At 69.3% G+C, this 20,530-nt stretch carries 17 protein-coding genes; 8 read left to right on the top strand and 9 right to left on the bottom strand.

Features of this window, described 5'->3' with window-relative positions; translation table 11 throughout:
* Window positions 1–60: 60 nt before the first annotated feature.
* The 3 genes from NGR01S_RS19775 (at window position 61) to secG (ending at window position 3,553) form a co-directional block, all read left to right on the top strand.
* Window positions 61–1,410 carry an MFS transporter gene (locus tag NGR01S_RS19775; protein ID WP_084481434.1) on the top strand — a complete coding sequence of 450 codons (1,350 nt, stop codon included), beginning with the start codon at window positions 61–63 and terminating at the stop codon, window positions 1,408–1,410.
* Between the two features lie 121 nt (window positions 1,411–1,531).
* Window positions 1,532–3,142: an MFS transporter gene (locus NGR01S_RS19770; RefSeq protein WP_157107342.1), complete on the top strand. Its 1,611-nt coding sequence runs from the start codon at window positions 1,532–1,534 to the stop codon at window positions 3,140–3,142.
* Between the two features lie 177 nt (window positions 3,143–3,319).
* Window positions 3,320–3,553, top strand: coding sequence for a preprotein translocase subunit SecG (secG, locus tag NGR01S_RS19765; protein ID WP_063038902.1), 234 nt, complete (start codon window positions 3,320–3,322; stop codon window positions 3,551–3,553).
* A gap of 8 nt (window positions 3,554–3,561) precedes the next feature.
* Here the strand turns inward: secG and NGR01S_RS19760 are convergent, their stop codons facing one another.
* Window positions 3,562–4,410: an SDR family NAD(P)-dependent oxidoreductase gene (locus NGR01S_RS19760; RefSeq protein WP_063038900.1), complete on the bottom strand. Its 849-nt coding sequence runs from the start codon at window positions 4,408–4,410 to the stop codon at window positions 3,562–3,564.
* A 96-nt stretch (window positions 4,411–4,506) separates the two neighbouring features.
* On the opposite strand from NGR01S_RS19760, the gene NGR01S_RS19755 reads away from it, so the two are divergent.
* Window positions 4,507–5,433 carry an alpha/beta fold hydrolase gene (locus tag NGR01S_RS19755; RefSeq protein ID WP_063039008.1) on the top strand — a complete coding sequence of 309 codons (927 nt, stop codon included), beginning with the start codon at window positions 4,507–4,509 and terminating at the stop codon, window positions 5,431–5,433.
* 81 nt (window positions 5,434–5,514) lie between these two features.
* Here NGR01S_RS19755 and NGR01S_RS19750 read toward each other — a convergent pair whose 3' ends face one another.
* A complete protein-coding gene (locus NGR01S_RS19750) occupies window positions 5,515–6,384 on the bottom strand; it encodes an alpha/beta fold hydrolase (RefSeq protein ID WP_063038898.1) in 870 nt (289 codons plus the stop codon).
* A gap of 78 nt (window positions 6,385–6,462) precedes the next feature.
* On the opposite strand from NGR01S_RS19750, the gene NGR01S_RS19745 reads away from it, so the two are divergent.
* From NGR01S_RS19745 to NGR01S_RS19735, 3 genes are all read left to right on the top strand, one after another.
* Window positions 6,463–6,945 carry a MarR family winged helix-turn-helix transcriptional regulator gene (locus NGR01S_RS19745; protein ID WP_218020798.1) on the top strand — a complete coding sequence of 161 codons (483 nt, stop codon included), beginning with the start codon at window positions 6,463–6,465 and terminating at the stop codon, window positions 6,943–6,945.
* 5 nt (window positions 6,946–6,950) lie between these two features.
* Window positions 6,951–7,619, top strand: a complete 669-nt coding sequence (locus tag NGR01S_RS19740) for an HAD family hydrolase (RefSeq protein ID WP_063038896.1) — start codon at window positions 6,951–6,953, stop codon at window positions 7,617–7,619.
* Between the two features lie 97 nt (window positions 7,620–7,716).
* A complete protein-coding gene (locus NGR01S_RS19735) occupies window positions 7,717–8,553 on the top strand; it encodes an SMP-30/gluconolactonase/LRE family protein (protein ID WP_063038895.1) in 837 nt (278 codons plus the stop codon).
* A gap of 269 nt (window positions 8,554–8,822) precedes the next feature.
* Here NGR01S_RS19735 and NGR01S_RS19730 read toward each other — a convergent pair whose 3' ends face one another.
* From NGR01S_RS19730 to tkt, 7 genes are all read right to left on the bottom strand, one after another.
* Window positions 8,823–9,212 carry a hypothetical protein gene (locus NGR01S_RS19730; protein WP_063038893.1) on the bottom strand — a complete coding sequence of 130 codons (390 nt, stop codon included), beginning with the start codon at window positions 9,210–9,212 and terminating at the stop codon, window positions 8,823–8,825.
* A gap of 608 nt (window positions 9,213–9,820) precedes the next feature.
* Window positions 9,821–12,181, bottom strand: coding sequence for a thiamine pyrophosphate-dependent enzyme (locus NGR01S_RS19720; protein ID WP_063038889.1), 2,361 nt, complete (start codon window positions 12,179–12,181; stop codon window positions 9,821–9,823).
* Between the two features lie 431 nt (window positions 12,182–12,612).
* Window positions 12,613–13,356, bottom strand: a complete 744-nt coding sequence (gene pgl, locus NGR01S_RS19715) for a 6-phosphogluconolactonase (RefSeq protein ID WP_063038887.1) — start codon at window positions 13,354–13,356, stop codon at window positions 12,613–12,615.
* A complete protein-coding gene (gene opcA / locus NGR01S_RS19710; RefSeq protein WP_174551720.1) occupies window positions 13,346–14,257 on the bottom strand; it encodes a glucose-6-phosphate dehydrogenase assembly protein OpcA in 912 nt (303 codons plus the stop codon). The genes pgl and opcA overlap by 11 nt, the downstream gene beginning before the upstream one ends.
* On the bottom strand, window positions 14,254–15,828 hold the full coding sequence (zwf, locus tag NGR01S_RS19705) for a glucose-6-phosphate dehydrogenase (RefSeq protein ID WP_063038883.1): 1,575 nt from the start codon (window positions 15,826–15,828) through the stop codon (window positions 14,254–14,256). Before zwf ends, opcA begins: the two co-directional genes overlap by 4 nt.
* Before the next feature lie 5 nt (window positions 15,829–15,833).
* Entirely contained in the window at window positions 15,834–17,039 is a 1,206-nt protein-coding gene (gene tal, locus NGR01S_RS19700) for a transaldolase (RefSeq protein ID WP_084481432.1), read from the bottom strand.
* 6 nt (window positions 17,040–17,045) lie between these two features.
* Entirely contained in the window at window positions 17,046–19,187 is a 2,142-nt protein-coding gene (tkt, locus tag NGR01S_RS19695; RefSeq protein ID WP_063038881.1) for a transketolase, read from the bottom strand.
* A gap of 351 nt (window positions 19,188–19,538) precedes the next feature.
* On the opposite strand from tkt, the gene NGR01S_RS19690 reads away from it, so the two are divergent.
* Window positions 19,539–20,528: a heme o synthase gene (locus tag NGR01S_RS19690; protein ID WP_063038879.1), complete on the top strand. Its 990-nt coding sequence runs from the start codon at window positions 19,539–19,541 to the stop codon at window positions 20,526–20,528.
* The last annotated feature ends 2 nt before the right edge of the window (window positions 20,529–20,530 follow it).

Genomic DNA, 20,530 nt, shown 5'->3' with positions numbered 1-20,530 from the left:
ACCTGTGCCGTTGTCTTCGTATCCTCGCTCGGCGATCGACGCGGGAGCGAAGGGAACACGATGTCCTTACTGGAAACGGGGCCGGCCGGCGCCCGCCCGGACGATCGCGCCGCGCCGCCCGTGGTGGAGCTCGGAGCCGCGGACACCAGGAAGGCGGTGGTGGCGAGCCTGATCGGCACCACCGTCGAGTGGTACGACTTCTTCCTCTACGCCACCGCGGCGGGTCTCGTCTTCGACAAACTCTTCTTCCCGAACAACAGTGCCTTCGTCGGAACCATGCTGTCGTTCGCGACCTTCGCCGTCGGTTTCGTGATGCGGCCGGTCGGCGGACTCGTATTCGGCCATATCGGCGATCGGATCGGACGAAAGAAGACCCTGGCCCTGACCATGGCGATCATGGGCGGGTCCACCGCACTGATGGGGGTACTGCCCACCGCCGCCGCGATCGGCGTGGCGGCCCCGATCCTGCTCCTGCTGCTGCGGATGCTGCAGGGTTTCGCGCTGGGCGGTGAGTGGGCCGGCGCGGTGCTGCTCGCCGTCGAGCACAGCCCGCGCCGGAAAGTCGGCCTGTTCGGCAGCTATCCGCAGGTCGGGCTGGCACTCGGACTCGCCCTGGGGACCGGTGTGTTCGCGGTGCTGCGGACCACGCTGAGCGAAACGGCGTTCCTGGGCTACGGCTGGCGGATCGCGTTCGGCGCCAGCCTGGTGCTGGTGCTGATCGGACTGGTGGTGCGTCTGAAAATCGACGAGACACCCGCTTTCCGGGAGGTCGACCGGCTCAACCGGATCTCGAAAGTGCCTGTGGTCGAGCTCTTCCGCAATGTCCGCTCCCGGCGCAACACCGTGCTCGGATTGCTGTCGCGCTGGGGTGAGGGCGCGGCGTTCAATACCTGGGGTGTTTTCGCGATCACGTTCGCGACCGGGCATCTCGGCTTCGAGCAGGTGCCGGTGCTGGTGGCGGTCACCGCCGCCGCGGTGGTGATGGCGACGCTCATCCCGGTGTCCGGTCTGCTCGCCGACCGCTTCGGGCCGCGCCGGGTCTACATCGCCGGTATCGCCGCCTACGGGGTGCTGGTGTATCCGGTGTTCGCGCTTTTCGAGATCGGTAATATCGTCATCTTCACCGTCGCGATCATCGTGGTGTTCGGTGTGGCGCACGCACTGTTCTACGGTGCCCAGGGCACCTTGTACGCGGGGCTGTACCCGGCCCAGGTGCGGTACACCGGGCTGTCCTTCGTCTACCAGTTCTCCGGGATATACGCCTCGGGCCTGACTCCGATGATCGTCACGGCGCTGATCGCGGCGGGCGGTTCCACACCATGGCTGGCCTGCGGTTATCTGGTGTCGACCGCGGTGGTGAGTGTGATCGCCACCTGGCTCATCAGCGAGGACGACCGGCTCACCGCATGAGCCCGCGCGGCGCCGGAACACGGTCGCGCGGGGCCCGGGTTCCGGCGCGGGCCGGGAGCGTGCTGTGCCGGGACGCGGGTGCGGGTCCCTTCGTCCGGCGGGCCGGTCAGAGCGCGACGCTATGCTGACCCGAGTGACTACCGCCGCAGCGAAACCAGTTTCCACTTGGGCGCCATTGCGGTCGCGGGTCTATCGGGCGCTGTGGATCGCGCAGCTGGTGTCCAATCTCGGCACCTGGATGCAGATGGTCGGGGCGCAGTGGGTACTGGTCGACGAACCCAATGCCGCCGCGCTGGTCTCCTTCGTGCAGACCGCGACGACGCTGCCGGTGATGATCCTGGCCATCCCGTCCGGGGTACTGGCCGATCTGCTGGATCGCCGCCGCCTGCTGCTGGGCGCGCAATCCACCATGGCGGTCCTGGCGATCACGCTGGCGGTGTCCACCGCCGCCGGGCACACCACGCCCTCGGTCCTGCTCACCCTGCTGTTCCTGCTCGGCTGCGGCCAGGCGGTGGTGGGCCCCGCCTGGCAGGCGATTCAGCCCGAACTGGTGCCGCGGGACCAGATCCCCTCGGCCGCCGCGCTCGGCAGTATGAACATGAACATCGGCCGGGCCGTGGGACCGGCCATCGCCGGTGTCCTGGTCGCCCTGTCGGGTCCGGCCCTGGTGTTCGCGCTCAACGCCGTATCGTTCGCCGCGATCGTCGCGGCACTGCTGTTCTGGCGCCGGCCGCGGGTGACCACCAAGGACCTGCCCAGCGAACGACCGCTGGCGGCCCTGCAAGCGGGCACGCGCTTCATCAAATCCGCGCCCGCGATTCGGCGCGTCCTGCTGCGCACCGCCCTGTTCGTCGCGCCCGCCAGCGCGCTGTGGTCACTGCTACCGGTGATCGCGCGCAACCAGCTCGGTCTCGGTTCCTCCGGCTACGGCCTCATGCTGGGCGCGCTCGGCGTGGGCGCGGTCCTCGGCGCGCTGGGTCTGGCCCGGGTGCGGGCCCTGCTGACCCCGACCCAGCAGGTCGCGGTCGCCGCGGTGGTGTTCGGGATCGCCTGCTGCGGTACCGCGCTGCTGCGGGTGGAGGCGCTGGTGCTGCTCCTGCTCGTCTTCGCGGGCGCGTCCTGGCTGCTGACCCTGTCCACCATGAACGCGACCATGCAGTTGCTGCTGCCCGGCTGGGTCCGGGCCCGGGGACTGTCGGTGTACCTGCTGGTGTTCATGGCCGGGCAGGCGATCGGCTCGGTGGTGTGGGGCCTGGTCGCCGGGGCCTACGGTGCGGTCACCGCGCTGCTGGCGGCGGCAGTACTACTCGGCGGGTGCGCGCTCAGCACGATCTGGCTGCCGCTGCGGCAGTTCGTACCCGGTTTCGATCTGACGCCGCACGCGTACTGGCCGGAACCACAGCTGGTGGTGGAACCGGACCCCGACGACGGTCCGGTACTGGTGCTCAAGGACTACGACGTGCCGGCGGACAAGGTGCCGGAATTCCTGGCGGCCATGAGCTTCGTGGGGCGGTCACGGCAGCGCACGGGCGCGATGGAATGGCGGATCTATCGCGATGTGGGCAGTACGGACCGCTATGTGGAGGCGTTCGTGGTGCGCTCCTGGTCCGAGCACATGCAGCAGCACAAGGTGCGGCTGACGGCCCAGGACCTGATGCGTGAGCGGGCGGTATCGGAATTCGCGCACGACGAGAGGCTTACTCACCTGGTATCGGTGGAACCGCGACCATAGGCGTACCTCCGCGTTCGCCCCGGCCGTGCGCTCGGTGTGCACCACCGCCCGCCCCGGCGTGCGCTGCTCGGGCGCCACCGAGTTCTTCGCCCGTGCGCTTTCCCGCCCAGCTGTCGCTGCTGCCGTGCTCGGACGGCGAATGGGATTCGCCGCGGCGCACCCTCTAGACTGTCCGGCATGCGGATGTTCCTGGATATCCTCCTGATCGTCACCAGCCTGCTGCTGGTGCTGCTGGTGCTGCTGCACCGGGCCAAGGGCGGAGGTCTGTCCAGCCTGTTCGGTGGTGGGATGCAGTCGAGTCTGTCCGGGTCGACCGTCGCCGAGAAGAACCTCAACCGCATCACCATCTTCACCGGCATGATCTGGTTCATCGCGATCCTGGGGATCGGGCTGGAGATCAAATTCGCCTGACCTGCCGGTCAGTCGTGACGCGGGACTCTCCCGTCCACATCGGTGAACCCGTAGTCGCCGGCCAGATCGGCGACCTTCCAGGCCTGCCCGGACCGTTTCCCGCGTTCGGGGTCGGTGGCGAGGGCCACCACCGCACGGCCCGCGAACCGTGGGCTCTCCGCCTGGTTCAGGTCGACACTGCCCTCTCCGGGCAGTGTTACCACCCGGTTGCCGTCCGCGTCGGCGGGCACCATCTGGAGTAGTTCGGTATCGACGATGCCCGGCCAGATCGAGACCGCGGTCACCCGGGTACCGGCGAGATCGCGCGCGAAATCGGCGGTCATCCGGTCGAGGGCGGTTTTGGCGACCCCGTACACCGCGTTGTGCATATACCGCTGCGAACCCGGCGAGGAGACATTGACGATCAAGCCGTCGCCCTTCAGCAGCAGCGGCGCGGCGTAGACGGCGGCCGCGTAGTGCGAGCGGACACCCACCTCGAAGGTTTCGTCCCACGCCGCGGGCGGTACCTCCCAGAATTTTCGGCCGAGCCAGCGGGCGGCGGCGGGGGAGTTGTAGACATTGTTCACCAGGATGTCGAGCCGGTCGTGATCGTTGCCGATCCGCTCGAAGAGGGCGGCGGTCGCGTTGTCGTCGCGGTGATCGCACACCACCGGTACGCCGGTGCCGCCGAGTTCGTCGATCCGCGCGGCCGTTTCGCCCACGGTGCCCGGGAGTTTGCCCGGCCGGTCCGAGCGCCCGGTCACGTAGACGGTCGCGCCGGCGGCGCCCAGTTCCAGGGCGATGCCTTTACCGATCCCACGGCTGGCACCGGTGACCACCGCGATCCGGTTCTGCAGGGGGTGTGGTGTTCCGCTCACAGTCCCGGGACGTTACCGTGAAACTGTAACGCGTTCTAGCATTCGGGAGGTTCGGTGGGGCCGACACACCGTTTCGTCGACACCGGCGGCGTGCGAATGCATGTAGCCGACCAGGGCCGGGGCCACCCGGTGATCTTCTGCCACGGATTCCCGCACACCTGGTACGTCTGGCATCGCCAGCTCGCCGCGGCCGGCGCCGCCGGATACCGGGCCCTGGCCCCCGACCTACGCGGCGCGGGCCGGACCGGTGCGCCGCAGTCGATCGACGATTACACCAACGAGGCCGTGGTCGGCGACCTGCTCGCGTTGCTCGACGATATCGACGCCGACCAGGCGGTTTTCGTGGGCGTCGATTTCGGCGCGGCCCTGCTGTGGGAGCTCGCGCTGCGCGCGCCGGAACGGGTACGCGGACTGGTGATCCTGAACAACCCCTTCGCCCCGCGCGCCCCGAAACCGCCCGGTTACTACTGGGGGAAGATGGCCGAGCGGCATTTCCTGCACCTGCAGTACTTCCAGGAACCCGGCGTGGCCGACGCGCATCTGGCCGACCGGCCACGCGAATTCCTTTCCCGGGTCTACTTCGCGCTGAGCGGGGATTTCCACTATCTCGATGTGTGGAAGAACCCGCCGGGTACCCGCTATATCGATGCTCTGCCCGTGGCGCCCGAACTGCCCTGGTCGTGGCTGTCGGAGGACGAATTCGACATCCTGGCCGGCGATTTCGAACGCACCGGGTTCACCGGTGGACTGAACTGGTACCGGGCCATCGACCGCAATTGGGAACTGACGGCCGGCTACGCCGCGGCGGTACCCACGGTTCCGGTGTACTTCGTCTACGGTGAGAACGATCCCGATATGGAAGGCTTCAGCGGTCGCGATCCCCTCGAAACGATGCGCGCCCTGCTGCCGGATCTGCGTGCCGTGCAGCGGGTCCCGGGCGCCGGGCATCTGGTGCAGTTGGAGGCGACGGAGACCGTGAACAGTTTCCTGCTGGGCGCCCTCGCCGAGCTCACCGCCGGGTGAGGGCTTCTCGGTCGTCGGCGAGGTGGTGTCGAGCCGAATGTGCCGGTTCGGCCGGAACCGCACCGTGCCGGTGAGTGCCGGTCAGCCGTTGTGCGGGCCTGCCGCCGTCGGTGTGCGTTCGGCATCGCGCAGCACTTCGCGCAGCCGGGCCGTGAAAGCGGCGGGATGGGTGGAAAGGCTGTGGCCGCCGGGGAATTCGGTGACCGTGCTGTCCAGCAGGGTGGCCAGGGCCCGGGTGCAGTCGTAGTTCCAGATCTCCCGGGAGCCGCGCCCGGCGGCCGGCACGATATGGACCGGGGTCGCGGCGAGTGCGGCGATATGCGCGGCGTCGAGGGCCGACGAGCGGATCTCCGGCAGATCCCGGGACAGGAAGAAGTCCAGATCGCGCAGGTCTCCGGGGTCACGCGGTGCCGGTGGTGCGACGCCGGGCTCCCGATCGGAGGAATCGGCGTGGACCAGTTCGGCGAGTTTCCGGAGCGCGGGCAGTGCGCCGTCGCGACGGTGGACCTCGTCGAGGGCGGCGAGGTCGCGTTCGGCACGCTCGCGGGCCGCGGCCGGTAGCAGGCCCATCGTGGCGGGGTCGTGGGCGATGAGGGTGTGGACCTGTTCCGGATGATCGCCGGCCAGGGTGAGCGCGATGAGCGCGCCGTAGCTGGAGCCGAATATCCGAGCCGGCTCGTCGGTGAGTGCGGCCAGCAGCCGGTGGATGTCGTCGGCGTGGGTGGCCACCGTGACCGGCACGGCGGGATCGTCGAGCGCGCTGCCGGACAGTCCGCGGCGGTCGGGGACAACCACGGTGTAGTCGGTGGCGAGTCGTCCGGCCAGGTCGGCGGCGCGGGCGGTATTGCCGTCCCCGCCCTGTAGCAGCAGGAGCAGCGGGCCGGTCCCGCGGATCTCGTAGTACAGGGTCGCGCCGGGGACGGGGAGGCGGCCGGTTCGGAAGTTGCGCATGCCGAGAACCGTAATCCATCTTTTTAGATACATCAAGAAAGATGTATTTGGTGATGCGTTTGGGGTAGCGTGCCCCGAGTGAACGGAGTCGAACTCTTCCTGCTCGGGCGCACGCTGATGAAGATCGGCGAGGAGGCGATGCCGACCGAGGGGCTGCCGCGGTACTCGACGAGTGTGCGGTCGGTGCTGATCGTGGCCAGCGATATCGTCGAGCATCCCGGTAGCGCGGTGGGGGAGATCGCCACGCGCACGGGTCTGCCGCAGAGCCAGGTCTCCGGATGCGTCGCGCGGCTGCGGGAGGCGGGCGCGATCGTGAGCGAGCCGGATCCGGCCGACCGGCGTCGCGTCCTGATCCGCCAGGCGCCCGACGCCTCGGACCGGGTCGATACGGTCCGAGCGACCACGATCGATACCGCGCTCGCGGCGGCGCTCGGCACCGACGACCCCGAGGAGGTCATCGGAGTGGTCACGGCATTGGAGACACTCGCGCAGCGGCTGACCCCGGGAACCCTGTCGCGACTGCGGCCCGCGTCCGGCCGCTCGCGGTCATCCGTAATCTGACCCGCATGACCATCCGCGGCGTACTCTTCGACTTCTCCGGCACACTCTTCCGGTTCGAACCGGTACTCGACGGCTTGATCGATCACCGCGGTGCACTGCTCACCGGTGTCCGCCGAGCCGAGATCATGCGCCGGATGACCGCGCCGACCGGACGACCCGAGGGGCTGCCCGAACGTCTGTACGACGACTGGAACCGCCGCGATCTCGACCCGCCGCTGCACCGCGAACTGTATACGGCCGTGCTGGCGGGGTCCGGGGTCGGTAACCCGGACCACCCCTACGACCAGCTGATATCGGCCGACGCGTGGACCCCGTACCCGGATACGGCGGCCGCGTTGAAGGCGGTGGCGGCTCTCGAGTTGCCGGTGGCGGTCCTCAGCAATATCGCCTGGGATATCCGGCCGGCCTTCGAACGTGCCGGAACCGCCGACTACGTGCGCGAGTTCGTGCTCTCGTATCGCGAAGGCGCCGTGAAACCCGATCCGCGGCTGTTCGCACGCGCCTGCGAACGCATCGGTGTACCGCCGGGCGAGACCTTGATGGTCGGGGACAGTGCCGAGGCCGATGGTGCCGCCGCCGATATCGGCTGCCTGGTCGAACTCGTCGATCCACTACCTACCGAGCAGCGCCCACGCGCCCTGCTCGACATGCTCGCCGCGTACGGAATCGGCTGATCGCAAACCCGCCGCCGCGCATCACAGCCGCGCCGAGCGATGAATTCCGGGCGTTCGCCGGGTCCTTATCACCACCCCCGAACGAAGGGAAGATCACGTGGAGACACCAGAGATAGTGCTCGAGGGAGTCGTGTTCGGTGAATCGCCGCGCTGGCACGCGGGCCGGCTGTGGTTCTCCGACTGGGGCGCGAACCAGGTGATCGCGGTGGACGGCTCGGGCCGGGGGGAGGTCATCGCCGCTGTGCCCTCGTTCCCGATGTGTATCGACTTCCTGCCGGACGGGCGGCTGCTGATCGTCGATTCGGGCCGCCGGCGCCTGTTGCGCCGCGAACCCGGCGGCACTCTGGTAACCCATGCCGACCTCGGCGGGGAAGCGGACATACCGTGGAACGATATCATCGTCGATGAGCGGGGCAACACCTACGTCAACAGCATCGGATTCGAATTCCCCGGTGGGGATTTCGCACCCGGATTCGTCGTGCTGGTGACTCCGGACGGTACCGTGCGCCGGGTCGCCGACGATCTCGCGTTCCCGAACGGGATGGCGGTCACCGCCGACGGCGCCACCCTGATCGTCGCCGAATCCTACGCCGAGCGACTCACCGCCTACGACATCACATCCACGGGTGACCTTGCCGGCCGCCGGGTCTGGGCAGCCACGCCCGGCGACCACCCCGACGGTATCTGCCTCGATACCGAGGGTGCGGTCTGGTACGCGGATGTGGGTAACCGGCATTGCGTCCGAGTGGCCGAAGGCGGCGCGATCCTGGACACCGTGGAGTTCGACCGCGGAGCATTCGCCTGCGTGCTGGACCGTGACCCCGATCGTCCCCGGCTCTTTGTGGTCGGCCAGGAGTACGGCGCGGAGACGCCCGGACCCACTGGCCGGGTGGTGGCCTTCCCCGCGCCGGCACCGGGGGCAGGGCGGCCCTGAGAACAGTACACTGCGGCGGCCCTCGAGGCCCGTGCCGACGCCACGGCGAGCGCCGGCCTCGGGGCGGTCGATCATCGTGCGCCGCGGCCGGACTCCGGTCTTCTGCGCTGCCTCCGCGGCCCCTCTCGCGCCGGAGATCGGCACGGCATCGGTAGGGGTGGCCGGCGTTCGGCATCGGCCACGGCATTGTGTGTCGGCTCCGACGAGGCCGGCGCGGTGCTCGGCGCCCATTTCGCGCAGACGGCCCGGATGGCCCGGGCCGTACCCGGCTAGGGGACGACGACCGTGACGAATTCGCCCAGCTCGTACCCGCCCGCGGGACCGGTATCGGCGCATCCGCCGCGGGCAGTGATCGTGGTCCCCGATTCGAGGCCTGTCAGCGAGGTTTCGACGGTCTGGCCGGGGCCGGCCAGCGATTCCGGTTTCGCCTCCCCGAAGAAGACGTGGTTGTTCTCCGGGCCGACGCCCGCCTCCGCCCAGCACTGACCCCGGTCGTTCGGGTTGTGCAGGGTCGCGATCACCGTTCCCGGTGCGGTACCCGCGAAGGTGACCTGCGGTGCGGTGAAGGGTGCGTCCGCGACCGCCGGCGCGGCGGTGAGGGATGCGAATGTCGCGGCAGCCAGGGACAGCAGGGCAATTCCATGAACTCGTCTGATCATCACACGAACAGATGGTGCTCGAAAAAGCGGGCGGGCACAGCGGAATCCGCCCGAATCGGGCTGCGGTGGTGTGGAAAGAACCGAATCGGTCGTGTCAGGTCGGTAGACAGCCGCCGAATGCGTACGCGGACAACACCAGATCGAGATCGGCTACGGTGATGGACGCTTTCGACAACGCATCGCGTGCCGCCTCGACCGTGAGCCACTCGGCAGATCGACCGTCCCCCACGAACACCCCGGTCCGGCTCGCTCACCGCAGCCTGCGCAGCGGACAACGCGCCGGAGGCGGTCGCCGTTGCGACGGTCCGGACCGCCGTGGGCAGGCAAACCGACGCGGCCGTGACAGAGACCCGGCCCGCTACTCTCATCAGCGCTCCTCACGATCGAAGTCCCCGACGCCACGGTCGCACGGGCACTTCCCGAGCGCGACGGTCTGCGACGCATGACGGATATGCGGATCGGGCAACTCGGGCGTCCGGCGGATCGACGCGGCCCCGCGGCGAGTTCCGGGGTGACAGAACTCCGCCGCGGGGCTGGGCGTCACGACCGGTCCGGTCAATCCGGGATGTTCGCGATCGGGCCGCCGGACGACACCTATCTCGCGGCGATCAATCCCGGTATCGGTCGCTGATCGATCGCGCGGCCACGGGTCGGCCGGGGTCGGAAGCGAGCAGCCGGTCGGCGGCCGCTTCGATTTCGGCTTCGCTCAGCAGCACGGTCGCGGCGGCAGGACCCAGTGGGACGAAACTGTCCGCGCTGGTGACCCGGGCCAGTGCGCCGGTGAATCCAGCGTCCACCAGTGCCGCGTACACGGATTCGGAAACACCGCCACTGCGCCGGGTCTCATCGGCGACCAGGACCCGTCCGGTGGCCTCGGCATGTCGGATCAGATCGGAGTGCGGGAGCGGGGCGAGCCAGCGCAGGTCGAGGACCCGGGCACCGGCACCGCGCTGCGCGAGACGGCGGGCCACCCGCAGACTCATCGGTACCGAATTGGCGAAGGCGACGATCGTCAGATCCGTTCCGTCGCCGTAGATACGGGCCCGGCCGATCGGCACATGGCCGGTTTCCGCAGTGGCCGCCGCCCACCGGCCGTCGTCGGGTTCGTACAGGTCGCGGGTATGATAGAGGGCGATGGGCTCCAGGAACACGCACACCCGGCCGTCCACGCGGGCGGCGGCGACGCAGGTGCGCAGCAGCGCCGCCGCATCGTCGGGTCGCGACGGTGATGCCACGATCACGCCGGGTATATCACGCAGCGCGGCAACGGAGTTGTCATTGTGGAAGTGGCCGCCGAATCCGCGCTGGTAGGCGTAGCCGGCGATACGCACCACCATCGGGTTGCGGTAGCGGCCGGCCGAGAAGAAGGACAGGGTCGCCGCCTCGCCGCGTACCTGGTCCAGCGCATTGTGTACGTAGGCCAGGTACTGGATTTCCGGAATCGGCAGGAAACCCGCGAGGCCGGCGCCGAGTGCCGTCCCGAGAATGCTCTGCTCGTCGAGCAAGGTATCGAACACCCGCCGCGGTCCGAAGCGCTTGCGTAGTCCTTTTGTCACACCGTAGACGCCGCCTTTACGAGCGACGTCCTCGCCGAAGACCAGGATTTCGGGGTCCCGGGCGAGCAGGCCGGCGAGGGTGCGGTTGATCGCCTGTGCCAGCGTCTCCGAGCCGGAATCCGGGCCGCCCGCCACGCCGCCTCCGGAGCTCGCTCTGTCGGCGGGCCGGACACCGCCTTCCGGCCCGGCCTCTTCTCCGGACCGGGCCGCGGTGCCGGGCACCTCCGCGGGCCGCCGGGTCGCGGGAAAGCTCTCCGCGACTCCCTGCCCTTCACCGGGCCGGCGCCGGACCTCGTCACGCACTCGCTCCGGGTGGGCCGGCGCCAGCGGTGCGAGTACCGCGCCGGTCGTGGTGAGTTCCGGTTCCCGGCACACTTCCGCCGCGGTGGCGGCGACCTGATGGGCCAGCCGGTCGTATCGGCCGAGTACTTCCCGCGGTGTGCGGATACCGGCCTCGATCAGCAACCGCGCGGTGGCGGCGACCGGATCGCGCGCCAGGTCGCTATCGATCGCGGCGGGATCCCGGTAGCCGCTCTCCACATCGGATCCGGCATGTCCGAAGAGCCGCACCGTGCGCAGATGCAGAAAAGCCGGACGCCGGTGGGTACGGACCCAGTCCACCGCCGCCACGGCGGCGCGCAAAGCGTCGGGCAGGTCGCAGCCGTCGGCCTCGAACCAGCGCAGACCCGGCCGGTGCCCGTAGGCGTGCTCGATCCAATCGGGCGGAGTGGGCACACTGATTCCGATCCCGTTGTCCTCGCAGACGAACAGCACCGGGACGGGAACGCCCAGATGCGCGGTATGGACCGCGGCGTTGATCGCGCCCGCCGCGGTCGAATGATTGGCCGAGGCATCCCCGAAACCGCAGAGCACCACCGCGTCCGACGGCCACGGACAGGCCACTCCGAGGCGCTCGGCGCGCTCGAGGGCGAACGCGAGCCCGACCGCGCGCGGCAAGTGCGAGGCGATGGTGGAGGTCTGCGGGACGATATTCGCCACCGCGCTGCCGAACACCTTGTGCCGTCCCCCGGAGATGGGATCGGCCGCGGCGGCCACCACTCCCAGCAGGATATCGCGCACCGGATCCGCCACCCCGGCCCGGCGGGCGCGATGGACGAAAAAGGCACCCGAGCGATAGTGCGGCAGAACCGGATCGGTGACCCGGCTCGCCGCCGCCAGCGCGACATTGCCCTCATGCCCCGCCGAACCGATGCTGTAGAAGCCCCGCCCGCTCGCAGCCAGCCGCCGCGCGGTGAGATCGGCCTGCCGGCTCAGCACCTGCGCCTCGAACAACTCCACGAAATCCGGTCCGGTGAACCCCGGTGGCAGGAACTGGTCGGAGAAGGTCGGCGTGGGGCCGCGCAGCGCCGCGATCTCCGCGCGGAACCGCTGGTCGGGGTCCTGGATGCTCACCGGGTCCTCACCTCACCAGACTAGGGGGCGGAGCGGGTGACCGGGTGGTGTACCGGGCCGCATCGTGTCGCGCCGGCTCCGGTGCGCCGCTGACCGTCTGTCCCGGGTGGCCCGCCGGCAGGCGATTCCGTTCCCGCCGCCCACCTGGTGCACATGCTCTTCGCCGGCGCCCGCGCGGATATCGATCCGGTGTGGCGCGGGACCCCGCTGCCCTGCACCATGCCGAAATGCTGAACCTCGTGAAATCGCTGGGCCTGCCCCGACAGGGAGCCGTGCCGGCCGGCTGATCGGCGATTCGGCGCGACCCCGGAATGCCCGGCCAGAATCGGGCTGCGCCGGCCGGCCCCGAACCGGCCGGGCAGCCGCGGCTGCTCATGGTCGCGAAGTCGGATTGCGTGCGCCGACCACGGCACGCGACCGGCGAGCCGCCGTCAGCGCAGTCCGGCGGCGGCGTCCTCGTCCAGCAGCCAGGTGGTCGACTCCGTACCGTGCGCCCCCGCCGCCGGGATCTCGAGCGGGTCGGCTCCGTTGACCGCCGCCGCGACGGGCTCGGCCTTCCCGGAGCCGGAGACCACCAGGACCACATGACGGGAACGGCGGATCGCCGGGTAGGTCAGCGTGACCCGCACCGGCGGTGGTTTGGGGGAATCGGTGACCGCGACGGCGTATTCGTGTTCCTCGCCGATCGCGTCGGCGTGCCCGGGGAACAGCGAATTGATATGCCCGTCCGGGCCCATCCCCAGTAGGTGCAGGTCGAACGCGCCGTGGGTGGCGAGATGGGCGCGTACGGCGGTGGCGTATTCGGCGGCCGCCTCGACCGGGTCAGGGTATTCACCGTCGGAGGTTGCCACGGTGTGGATCCGGGCCGGGTCCACCGGGACGTGGTCCAGCAGGGCCCGGTGCGCCTGGAGTTCGTTGCGCTCCGGATCCCCGGCGGGTACGAAACGTTCGTCGCCCCAGAACACGTCGAGTTTCGACCAGTCGAGCTCGCCCGGATCGTTGCGGACCTTCTCCAACAGGGTGATACCCGTGCCACCGCCGGTCACCACCACCGACGCCGAGCCGCGTTCGGCCTGGGCGGCGGCCAGGACCTCGACGAACAGCCGGGCGGCGGCGGTGGTCAGGGCGTCACCGTCGGCATGGACTTCGACGGCGGCCGCGGAGCTAGTGGTCATAGGTAACTCCTTCGATTCCGGCCAGGGACTCGGCATAGATCTCATCCGCGTCCAGCCGGCGCAGTTCCTCGGCCAGGCAGTCGCGGGTCTCACGGCGCGCCAGCGCGATCCGCTGCACCGGGTCACCGGTGCGGGTCAGGGTGGCGGTGACACCGGTCTGCGGGCGCTCGATGGCGATGGACACCGACTTCCGGCGCAACTCCACCCGCAGCTCCCCGGTCTGCCGGTACACGGGGCAACCCAGTCGCCGGGACAGCCAACCCGCCAGCATGTCCAGGGCGGGCTCGTCGCGCAGCCCCGAAACGGACACCGAATGGACGGGTTCGAACGGGGGTTCGTCCATCGCCGCGACCAGCAGCGCCCGCCAGTAGGTGATCCGGCTCCACGCCAGATCGGAATCACCGGGCGCGTAGGAGCCGCGCCGTTTCTTGATGGTCGCCTGCGGGTCGGGTGCGAAGGTGGCGTCGGTGATCCGCCGGGTCGCCAACCGGCCCACCGAATCCCGGGACGGGAACTCCGGGGCGCCCCGCGGCCACCACGCCACCACCGGGGTATCGGGCAGCAGGAACGGGATCACCACACTGCTCTCGTGGTTCACCAGCTGCCCCTGCAGCCGGAGCACGATCACCTCGGCGGCGCCCGCGTCCCCGCCGACGCGGATCTGCGCGTCCAGCCGGGTCGGGGCCGACCGGTCACCGCGCGCCAGAACCACCACCCGGCAGGGGTGTTCGCGGCTGGCGTCGTTGGCGGCGTCGATGGCCTCCTCGGCTTCGGAACTGTCCAGGGTGCACACCACCAGGGTCAGCACCCGGCCCATGGTGATCACGCCGTTGCTCTCGCGCAGCTGCACCAGACGCTTGGTGACCGTGCCGGTCGTGGTGTCGGGGATATCGATGATCACGGCCGCCGCCATTCCCGGCCGGTGCGGGCCAGCATGGCGTCGGCGGAATCCGGGCCCCAGGTCCCGGCTTCGTACTGTTCGGGTTTCCCGTCGGCGGCCCAGTGGGCCAGGACCGGGTCCAGGATGCGCCAGGACAATTCGACCTCCGCGTTGACCGGGAACAGGGATGGCTCGCCGAGCAGCACATCCAGGATCAACCGCTCGTAGGCCTCCGGAGACGATTCGGTGAACGCCTCGCCGTAGCTGAAGTCCATGTTCACATCGCGCACTTCCATCGACGATCCAGGCACCTTCGACCCGAACCGCATGGTGATGCCCTCATCCGGCTGCACCCGGATGACGAGCGCGTTCTCGCCGAGCTCCTCGGTCATCGTCTGGTCGAAGGGCAGATGTGGGGCACGTTTGAACACCACCGCGATCTCGGTGACCCGGCGGCCGAGGCGTTTCCCGGTGCGCAGGTAGAACGGCACGCCCGCCCAGCGCCGGGTATCGACCTCGAGGGTCAGCGCCGCGTAGGTCTCGGTGCGCGATTGCGGATCGAAACCCTCCTCGTCTAGCAGGCCCACCACTTCCTGGCCGCCCTGCCAGCCGGCCGCGTACTGGCCGCGGGCGGTGGTCTCGTCGAGCGGTTCCACAAGTTTGGTGGCGGAGAGTACCTTGATCTTCTCGTTCTGCAGCTGACGGGGTTCGAAGCTGATCGGCTCCTCCATGGCGGTGAGCGCGAGCAACTGCAGCAGGTGGTTCTGGATCACATCGCGGGCGGCGCCGATACCGTCGTAGTACCCGGCCCGGCCGCCCAGCCCGATGTCCTCGGCCATGGTGATCTGGACGTGATCGACGTAGTTGGCATTCCAGATCGGATCGAACAGCTGGTTGGCGAAACGCAGCGCCAGGATGTTCTGCACCGTCTCCTTGCCGAGATAGTGGTCGATCCGGAAGACCGTCTCCTCGGGGAACACCCGGTTCACCAGGGCGTTCAATTCGTGCGCGCTTTTGAGATCGTGCCCGAACGGCTTCTCGATCACGACCCGCCGCCACGGCGCGCGGCCGAGCGCGGCCGCCGAACTGGTCAGCCGGTGGCGGTGCAGCTGGTCCAGCACCACCGGGAAGGCGTTCGGCGGAATCGACAGGTAGAAGGCATGGTTACCGCCGGTGCCGCGCTCGTCGTCGAGGCGGGCGAGAGTATCGGCGAGGCGGCCGAACGCGGCATCGTCCTCGAAGGTGCCCTGCACGAACCGGAAACCCTCGGCCAGATGATCCCAGACCTCCTGGCGGAACGGGGTGCGCGCGTGTTCGCGGACGGCGTCGTGCACGATCTCGCCGAAATCCGGGTCCGACATCTCCCGGCGGGCGAATCCGACCAATGCGAAACCCGGGGGCAGCAGCCCCCGGTTCGCCAGATCGTAGATGGCCGGCATGAGTTTGCGCCGGGACAAGTCACCGGTGACCCCGAAGATCACCATGCTGCACGGGCCCGCGATCCGCGGAATCCGTTTGTCCCGGCTGTCCCGCAGCGGATTACGCCACGGTGTGCCGGATGCGGTGTCAGTGCTCTCCGGAGCGCCGGCCATCGTGGTCAGTTACCCCCTGCGTCCGCAGCGTCGGGCCCGGAAGAAGTGGCCTGCGTGGCCACGGAGGGACCCGCGGAGGACGCCGTCGCAGCGGACCGAAGTTCGGCCGTGGTGGCCTCCAGCAGTTCCTCCCAGGACTTCTCGAACTTGTCCACGCCCTCGCGTTCGAGCACGGCGAAGACGTCGTCGAGATCGATACCGGCCGCCCGCAGTTGGTCGAAGACCTCGGCGGCCTCGGTGGCAGTGCCGGAGACGGTGTCCCCGCGGACCTCGCCGTGATCGGCGACGGCCTCGAGTGTTTTCTCCGGCAGCGTGTTCACGGTGTTCGCCGCGACCAGTTCGGTCACGTAGAGGGTGTCCGGGTAGTCGGGGTTCTTCACACCGGTCGACGCCCACAGCGGCCGCTGCCGGTTGGCACCGGACGAGGCCAGGTGGTTGAAGGTGGAGACGTGGTTGCCGCCGGGGGCGAAAACGTCCTCGTACTCGGCGTAGGCGAGGCGGGCGTTGGCCACGCCGGCCTTCCCGCGCAACGCCAGTGCCTCCGGGGTGCCGATCGCCTCGAGGCGTTTGTCGATCTCGGTGTCCACCCGCGAGACGAAGAAGGACGCCACCGAATGGATCTTGCCGAGATCGTGTCCGGCGACCCGTGCCTTGCGCAGCCCGTCGAGGTAGGCGCCCATGACCGCGCGGTAGCGCTGCACCGAGAAGATCAGCGTGACGTTCACGCTGATGCCCTCCTCGATCACCGCGGTGATGGCGGGCAGGCCCGCCTCGGTGGCCGGGATCTTGATGAACAGGTTCGGCCGGTCGACGATCTTCCACAGTTCGACCGCCTGGGCGGCGGTCTTGTCGGCATCGAAGGCCATCCGTGGGTCCACCTCGATGGAAACCCGGCCGTCCACGCCACCGGTCCGATCGAATACCGGGGCCAGCACATCACAGGCCGCGCGGACATCATCGGTGGTGATGGTGCGGATCGCGGCGTCGACGTCGGCGCCGCGGGCGGCCAGCTCACGGACCTGTGCGTCGTAGGCGTGGCCCTTGCTGAGGGCGCCCTGGAAAATTGTGGGGTTGGTGGTGACTCCGACGACCCCGCGGGTAGCGATCAGTTCGGCGAGGTTGCCGGAATTGATCCGATCGCGGGACAGATCGTCCAGCCACACCGATACCCCGGCCGCGGCGAGGGCGGCGATGTTCTCGTTCTGTGCCATGGGCCCTTATCCCTTCACATTGTCGAGCGTGCGCTGCGCGGCGGCGACGACAGCCTCCGGCGTGAAGCCGAACTCGCGGAACAGGGTCTTGTAATCGGCCGAGGCGCCGAAATGTTCGATCGAGACGATCTCGCCCGCGTCGCCGGTGAACCGGTACCACGGCATCGCGATACCGGCCTCGACGACGACGCGCGCGGCGACCGCCGGGGGCAGCACCTCGTCGCGATACGCCTTGTCCTGCGCGTCGAACCACTCCACGCACGGCATCGAGACCACCCGGGTGCCGATGCCCTGCTCCTCCAGCGTAGTGCGGGCGGCGACGGCGAGTTGGAGCTCGGAGCCGGTACCGATGAGGATCACCTGCGGTACGCCGGTGGAGGCCTCGGCCAGGATGTAACCGCCCTTGGCGACACCCTCGAGGCTGGTGCCCTCCAGTACCGGCAGGTCCTGGCGGGTCAGGGCCAGTGCGGCCGGACCGCCGGTGCCCACGGCATCGCTGGAGACGAACGGGGAATTGTGCTTACCGCTGTGCTTCTCGATCACGGTACGCCAGGCGTACGCGGTTTCGTTGGCGTCACCGGGACGCACCACCGACAGGCCCGGGATGGCCCGCAGCGCGGCCAACTGCTCGATGGGCTGGTGGGTCGGGCCGTCCTCGCCGAGACCGATCGAATCGTGGGTCCAGACATAGGTGACCGGCACCCGCATCAGCGCGGCCAGGCGGACGGCCGGGCGCATGTAATCGCTGAACACCAGGAAGGTGCCACCGTAGGGCCGGGTGGGACCGTGCAGGGCGATGCCGTTGAGGATGGAACCCATGGCGTGCTCACGGACGCCGAAGTGCAGGGTCCGGCCGTAGGGGCTCGCCTTCCACATACCGGTTGAAATGGCCTCGGGGCCGAAGCTGAGCGAATCCGGAATGGTGGTGTTGTTCGATTCGGCGAGGTCGGCCGATCCGCCCCACAGCTCCGGCAGTACCGGGCCCAGGGCGCTCAGTACCTTGGCCGAAGCCTTCCGGGTGGCCAGGCCCTTCGCGTCGGGCTCCCAGGTGGGCAGGCCCTTGTCCCAGCCCTCGGGCAGCTGTCCGTTGAACAGCCGGTCGAACAGCGCCTTGGCCTCGGGTGCGCGCTGGGCCCATGCGTCGAACTCGACGGTCCAGTCCGCATGCGCCCGCGCGCCGCGTTCGGCGGCCTTGCGGGTGTGGGCGATGACCTCGTCGGCGACCTGGAAGCTCTGCTCGGGATCGAAACCGAGGGCGCGTTTGGTGCCGGCTACCTCGTCGGGGCCGAGCGCGGCGCCGTGCGCGGCACCGGTGTTCATCTTGTTCGGGGCCGGGTAGCCGATGATGGTGCGCAGCAGGATCAGCGACGGCCTACCGATCTCGGCCTTGGCCGCCGCCAGTGCCGACTCGATCGCGACGACGTCCTCGCCGCCCTCCACCACCTCCACATGCCAGCCGTAGGCCGCGTACCGCGCCGCCACGTCCTCGGTGAAGGCGATGGTGGTGTCGTCCTCGATGGAGATCTTGTTGTCGTCGTAGATCACCACCAGGTTGCCGAGCTGCTGGGTGCCCGCCAGGGAGGAGGCCTCGGAGGTGACGCCCTCCTCCATATCGCCGTCGGAGGCGATCACGTAGATGTGGTGATCGAACGGGCTGGCCCCGGCCGCGGCTTCGGCGTCGAACAGGCCGCGCTCACGGCGGGCGGCCATGGCCATACCCACCGCCGAGGCCAGGCCCTGGCCCAGTGGACCGGTGGTGATCTCCACGCCCTTGGTGTGCCGGTACTCCGGGTGGCCCGGTGTCAGCGAGCCCCATTTACGCAGGTTGCGCAGATCGTCGAGTTCCAGGCCGAAACCGGCCAGGTACAGCTGGATGTAGAGGGTCAGGCTGGAGTGTCCGCACGACAGGACGAACCGGTCGCGGCCCACCCACTCGGGGTCGGCGGGGTCGTGCCGCATGGTGCGCTGGAACAGCGTGTAGGCCAGCGGCGCCAGGCTCATGGCGGTACCGGGGTGGCCGTTGCCCGCGGCCTGCACCGCGTCGGCGGCCAGGACCCGGACGGTGTCGACAGCTTTGGTGTCCAGATCCGTCCAGTCGTCCGGAAGGTTCGGCTGGGTGAGGGCGCGGATGTCGTCTGTCACTGACACGACCGTGTTTCTCCTGACATTTCGAGGCGTCGAAATTGGGGGCGGGCGGGGTGGCGAACCGGTGCGGCGCGGTGACTGTGGCGCCGCATACACCCCCTACCCTAATTGCGACCGGCCGCCCCCGGTGCACGCCCCCCGGCCAGTCGCGCGAGCCGGTCGTTCCCCGGATGGCCGCGGTGTCCGGCCGCACCGGCCCACCCGGGGAACGCGGCGTCCGGGGTGAGCGCACAGGGGCGAGCGGCGGCGCGCACCGGGCGTGGGTCTACCATCGTCTGTAGTAGTAGCCGCGTCGCAGCCGCGCGCTGCTCCTTCCCAAACCGGATGCGGAAGCACAGCGTGCGAGGAGAGATAGTGCGGATCGGTCATGACACGGGGGTCGGCGGCGCCCACGATTCCGCTCCGGCACCCGCGGACCGCGTCCTCGGCAGTGCGAAACTCGCCCGCGTCGCCCGCCGTCCGCTCGCCTATATCGCGCTCACCAAACCGCGCGTCATCGAACTGTTGCTGGTGGCCACCATCCCCACGATGTTGCTGGCCGACCGGGGCACGGTCGATATCCGGCTGATCCTGGCCACCCTGTTCGGCGGCTGGATGGGCGCGGCCAGCGCCAATACGCTCAACTGCGTCGCCGACGCCGATATCGACAAGGTGATGAAGCGGACCGCCAAACGGCCGCTCGCCCGGGACGCGGTCCCGACCTCGCACGCCTTCGTCTTCGGGGTCGTCCTGGGTATCGGCTCGTTCGCCTGGCTGTGGTGGCAGGCCAATCTGCTCAGCGGTGTGCTCGTCGTCGCGACCATCCTGTTCTACGTTTTCGTCTACACCCTCGGCCTCAAACGGCGTACGTCGCAGAATGTGGTCTGGGGCGGCGCGGCCGGGTGTATGCCCGCGCTCGTCGGCTGGTCAGCGGTCACCGGCACCATCGGCTGGCCCGCCCTGGCGCTGTTCGGCGTGATCTTCTTCTGGACGCCGCCGCACACCTGGGCGCTGGCCATGCGCTACAAGGAGGACTACCGCGCGGCCGGGGTGCCGATGCTGCCGGTGGTCGCCACCGAGCGGACCGTCACCAAACAGATCGTCATCTACACCTGGCTGACCGTGCTCACCACGCTGGCACTGGTCCCGGCCACCGGGGTGATCTACACGGCGGTGGCCCTGGTCGCCGGCGCCTGGTTCCTGCTGATGGCCCACCAGCTCTACGCCGGGGTCCACCGGGGCGAATCGGTCAAACCGCTGCGGCTGTTCCTCCAGTCCAACAACTACCTCGCGGTGGTGTTCTGCGGCCTGGCCGTCGATTCGGTACTCGGCTGGACCACGCTGGGTGACGTCTTCTTCGGCTGAAC

Source organism: Nocardia grenadensis NBRC 108939, assembly GCF_001613445.1.
Lineage (GTDB): Bacteria > Actinomycetota > Actinomycetes > Mycobacteriales > Mycobacteriaceae > Nocardia > Nocardia grenadensis.
The sequence above is the reverse complement of the archived record's forward strand: the minus strand, read 5'-3'. Positions and strand labels throughout refer to the sequence as shown.

What these genes read in the sequence shown, in the direction of transcription:
- NGR01S_RS19770 (WP_157107342.1), top strand. Translation starts at nt 1,532, where the DNA reads ATGCTGACCCGAGTGACTACCGCCGCAGCGAAACCAGTTTCCACTTGG.
- secG (WP_063038902.1), top strand. Translation starts at nt 3,320, where the DNA reads ATGCGGATGTTCCTGGATATCCTCCTGATCGTCACCAGCCTGCTGCTG.
- NGR01S_RS19740 (WP_063038896.1), top strand. Translation starts at nt 6,951, where the DNA reads ATGACCATCCGCGGCGTACTCTTCGACTTCTCCGGCACACTCTTCCGG.
- pgl (WP_063038887.1), bottom strand. Translation starts at nt 13,356, where the DNA reads ATGACCACTAGCTCCGCGGCCGCCGTCGAAGTCCATGCCGACGGTGAC.
- zwf (WP_063038883.1), bottom strand. Translation starts at nt 15,828, where the DNA reads ATGGCCGGCGCTCCGGAGAGCACTGACACCGCATCCGGCACACCGTGG.
- NGR01S_RS19755 (WP_063039008.1), top strand. Translation starts at nt 4,507, where the DNA reads ATGCATGTAGCCGACCAGGGCCGGGGCCACCCGGTGATCTTCTGCCAC.
- tal (WP_084481432.1), bottom strand. Translation starts at nt 17,039, where the DNA reads ATGGCACAGAACGAGAACATCGCCGCCCTCGCCGCGGCCGGGGTATCG.
- NGR01S_RS19730 (WP_063038893.1), bottom strand. Translation starts at nt 9,212, where the DNA reads ATGATCAGACGAGTTCATGGAATTGCCCTGCTGTCCCTGGCTGCCGCG.
- NGR01S_RS19750 (WP_063038898.1), bottom strand. Translation starts at nt 6,384, where the DNA reads ATGCGCAACTTCCGAACCGGCCGCCTCCCCGTCCCCGGCGCGACCCTG.
- NGR01S_RS19775 (WP_084481434.1), top strand. Translation starts at nt 61, where the DNA reads ATGTCCTTACTGGAAACGGGGCCGGCCGGCGCCCGCCCGGACGATCGC.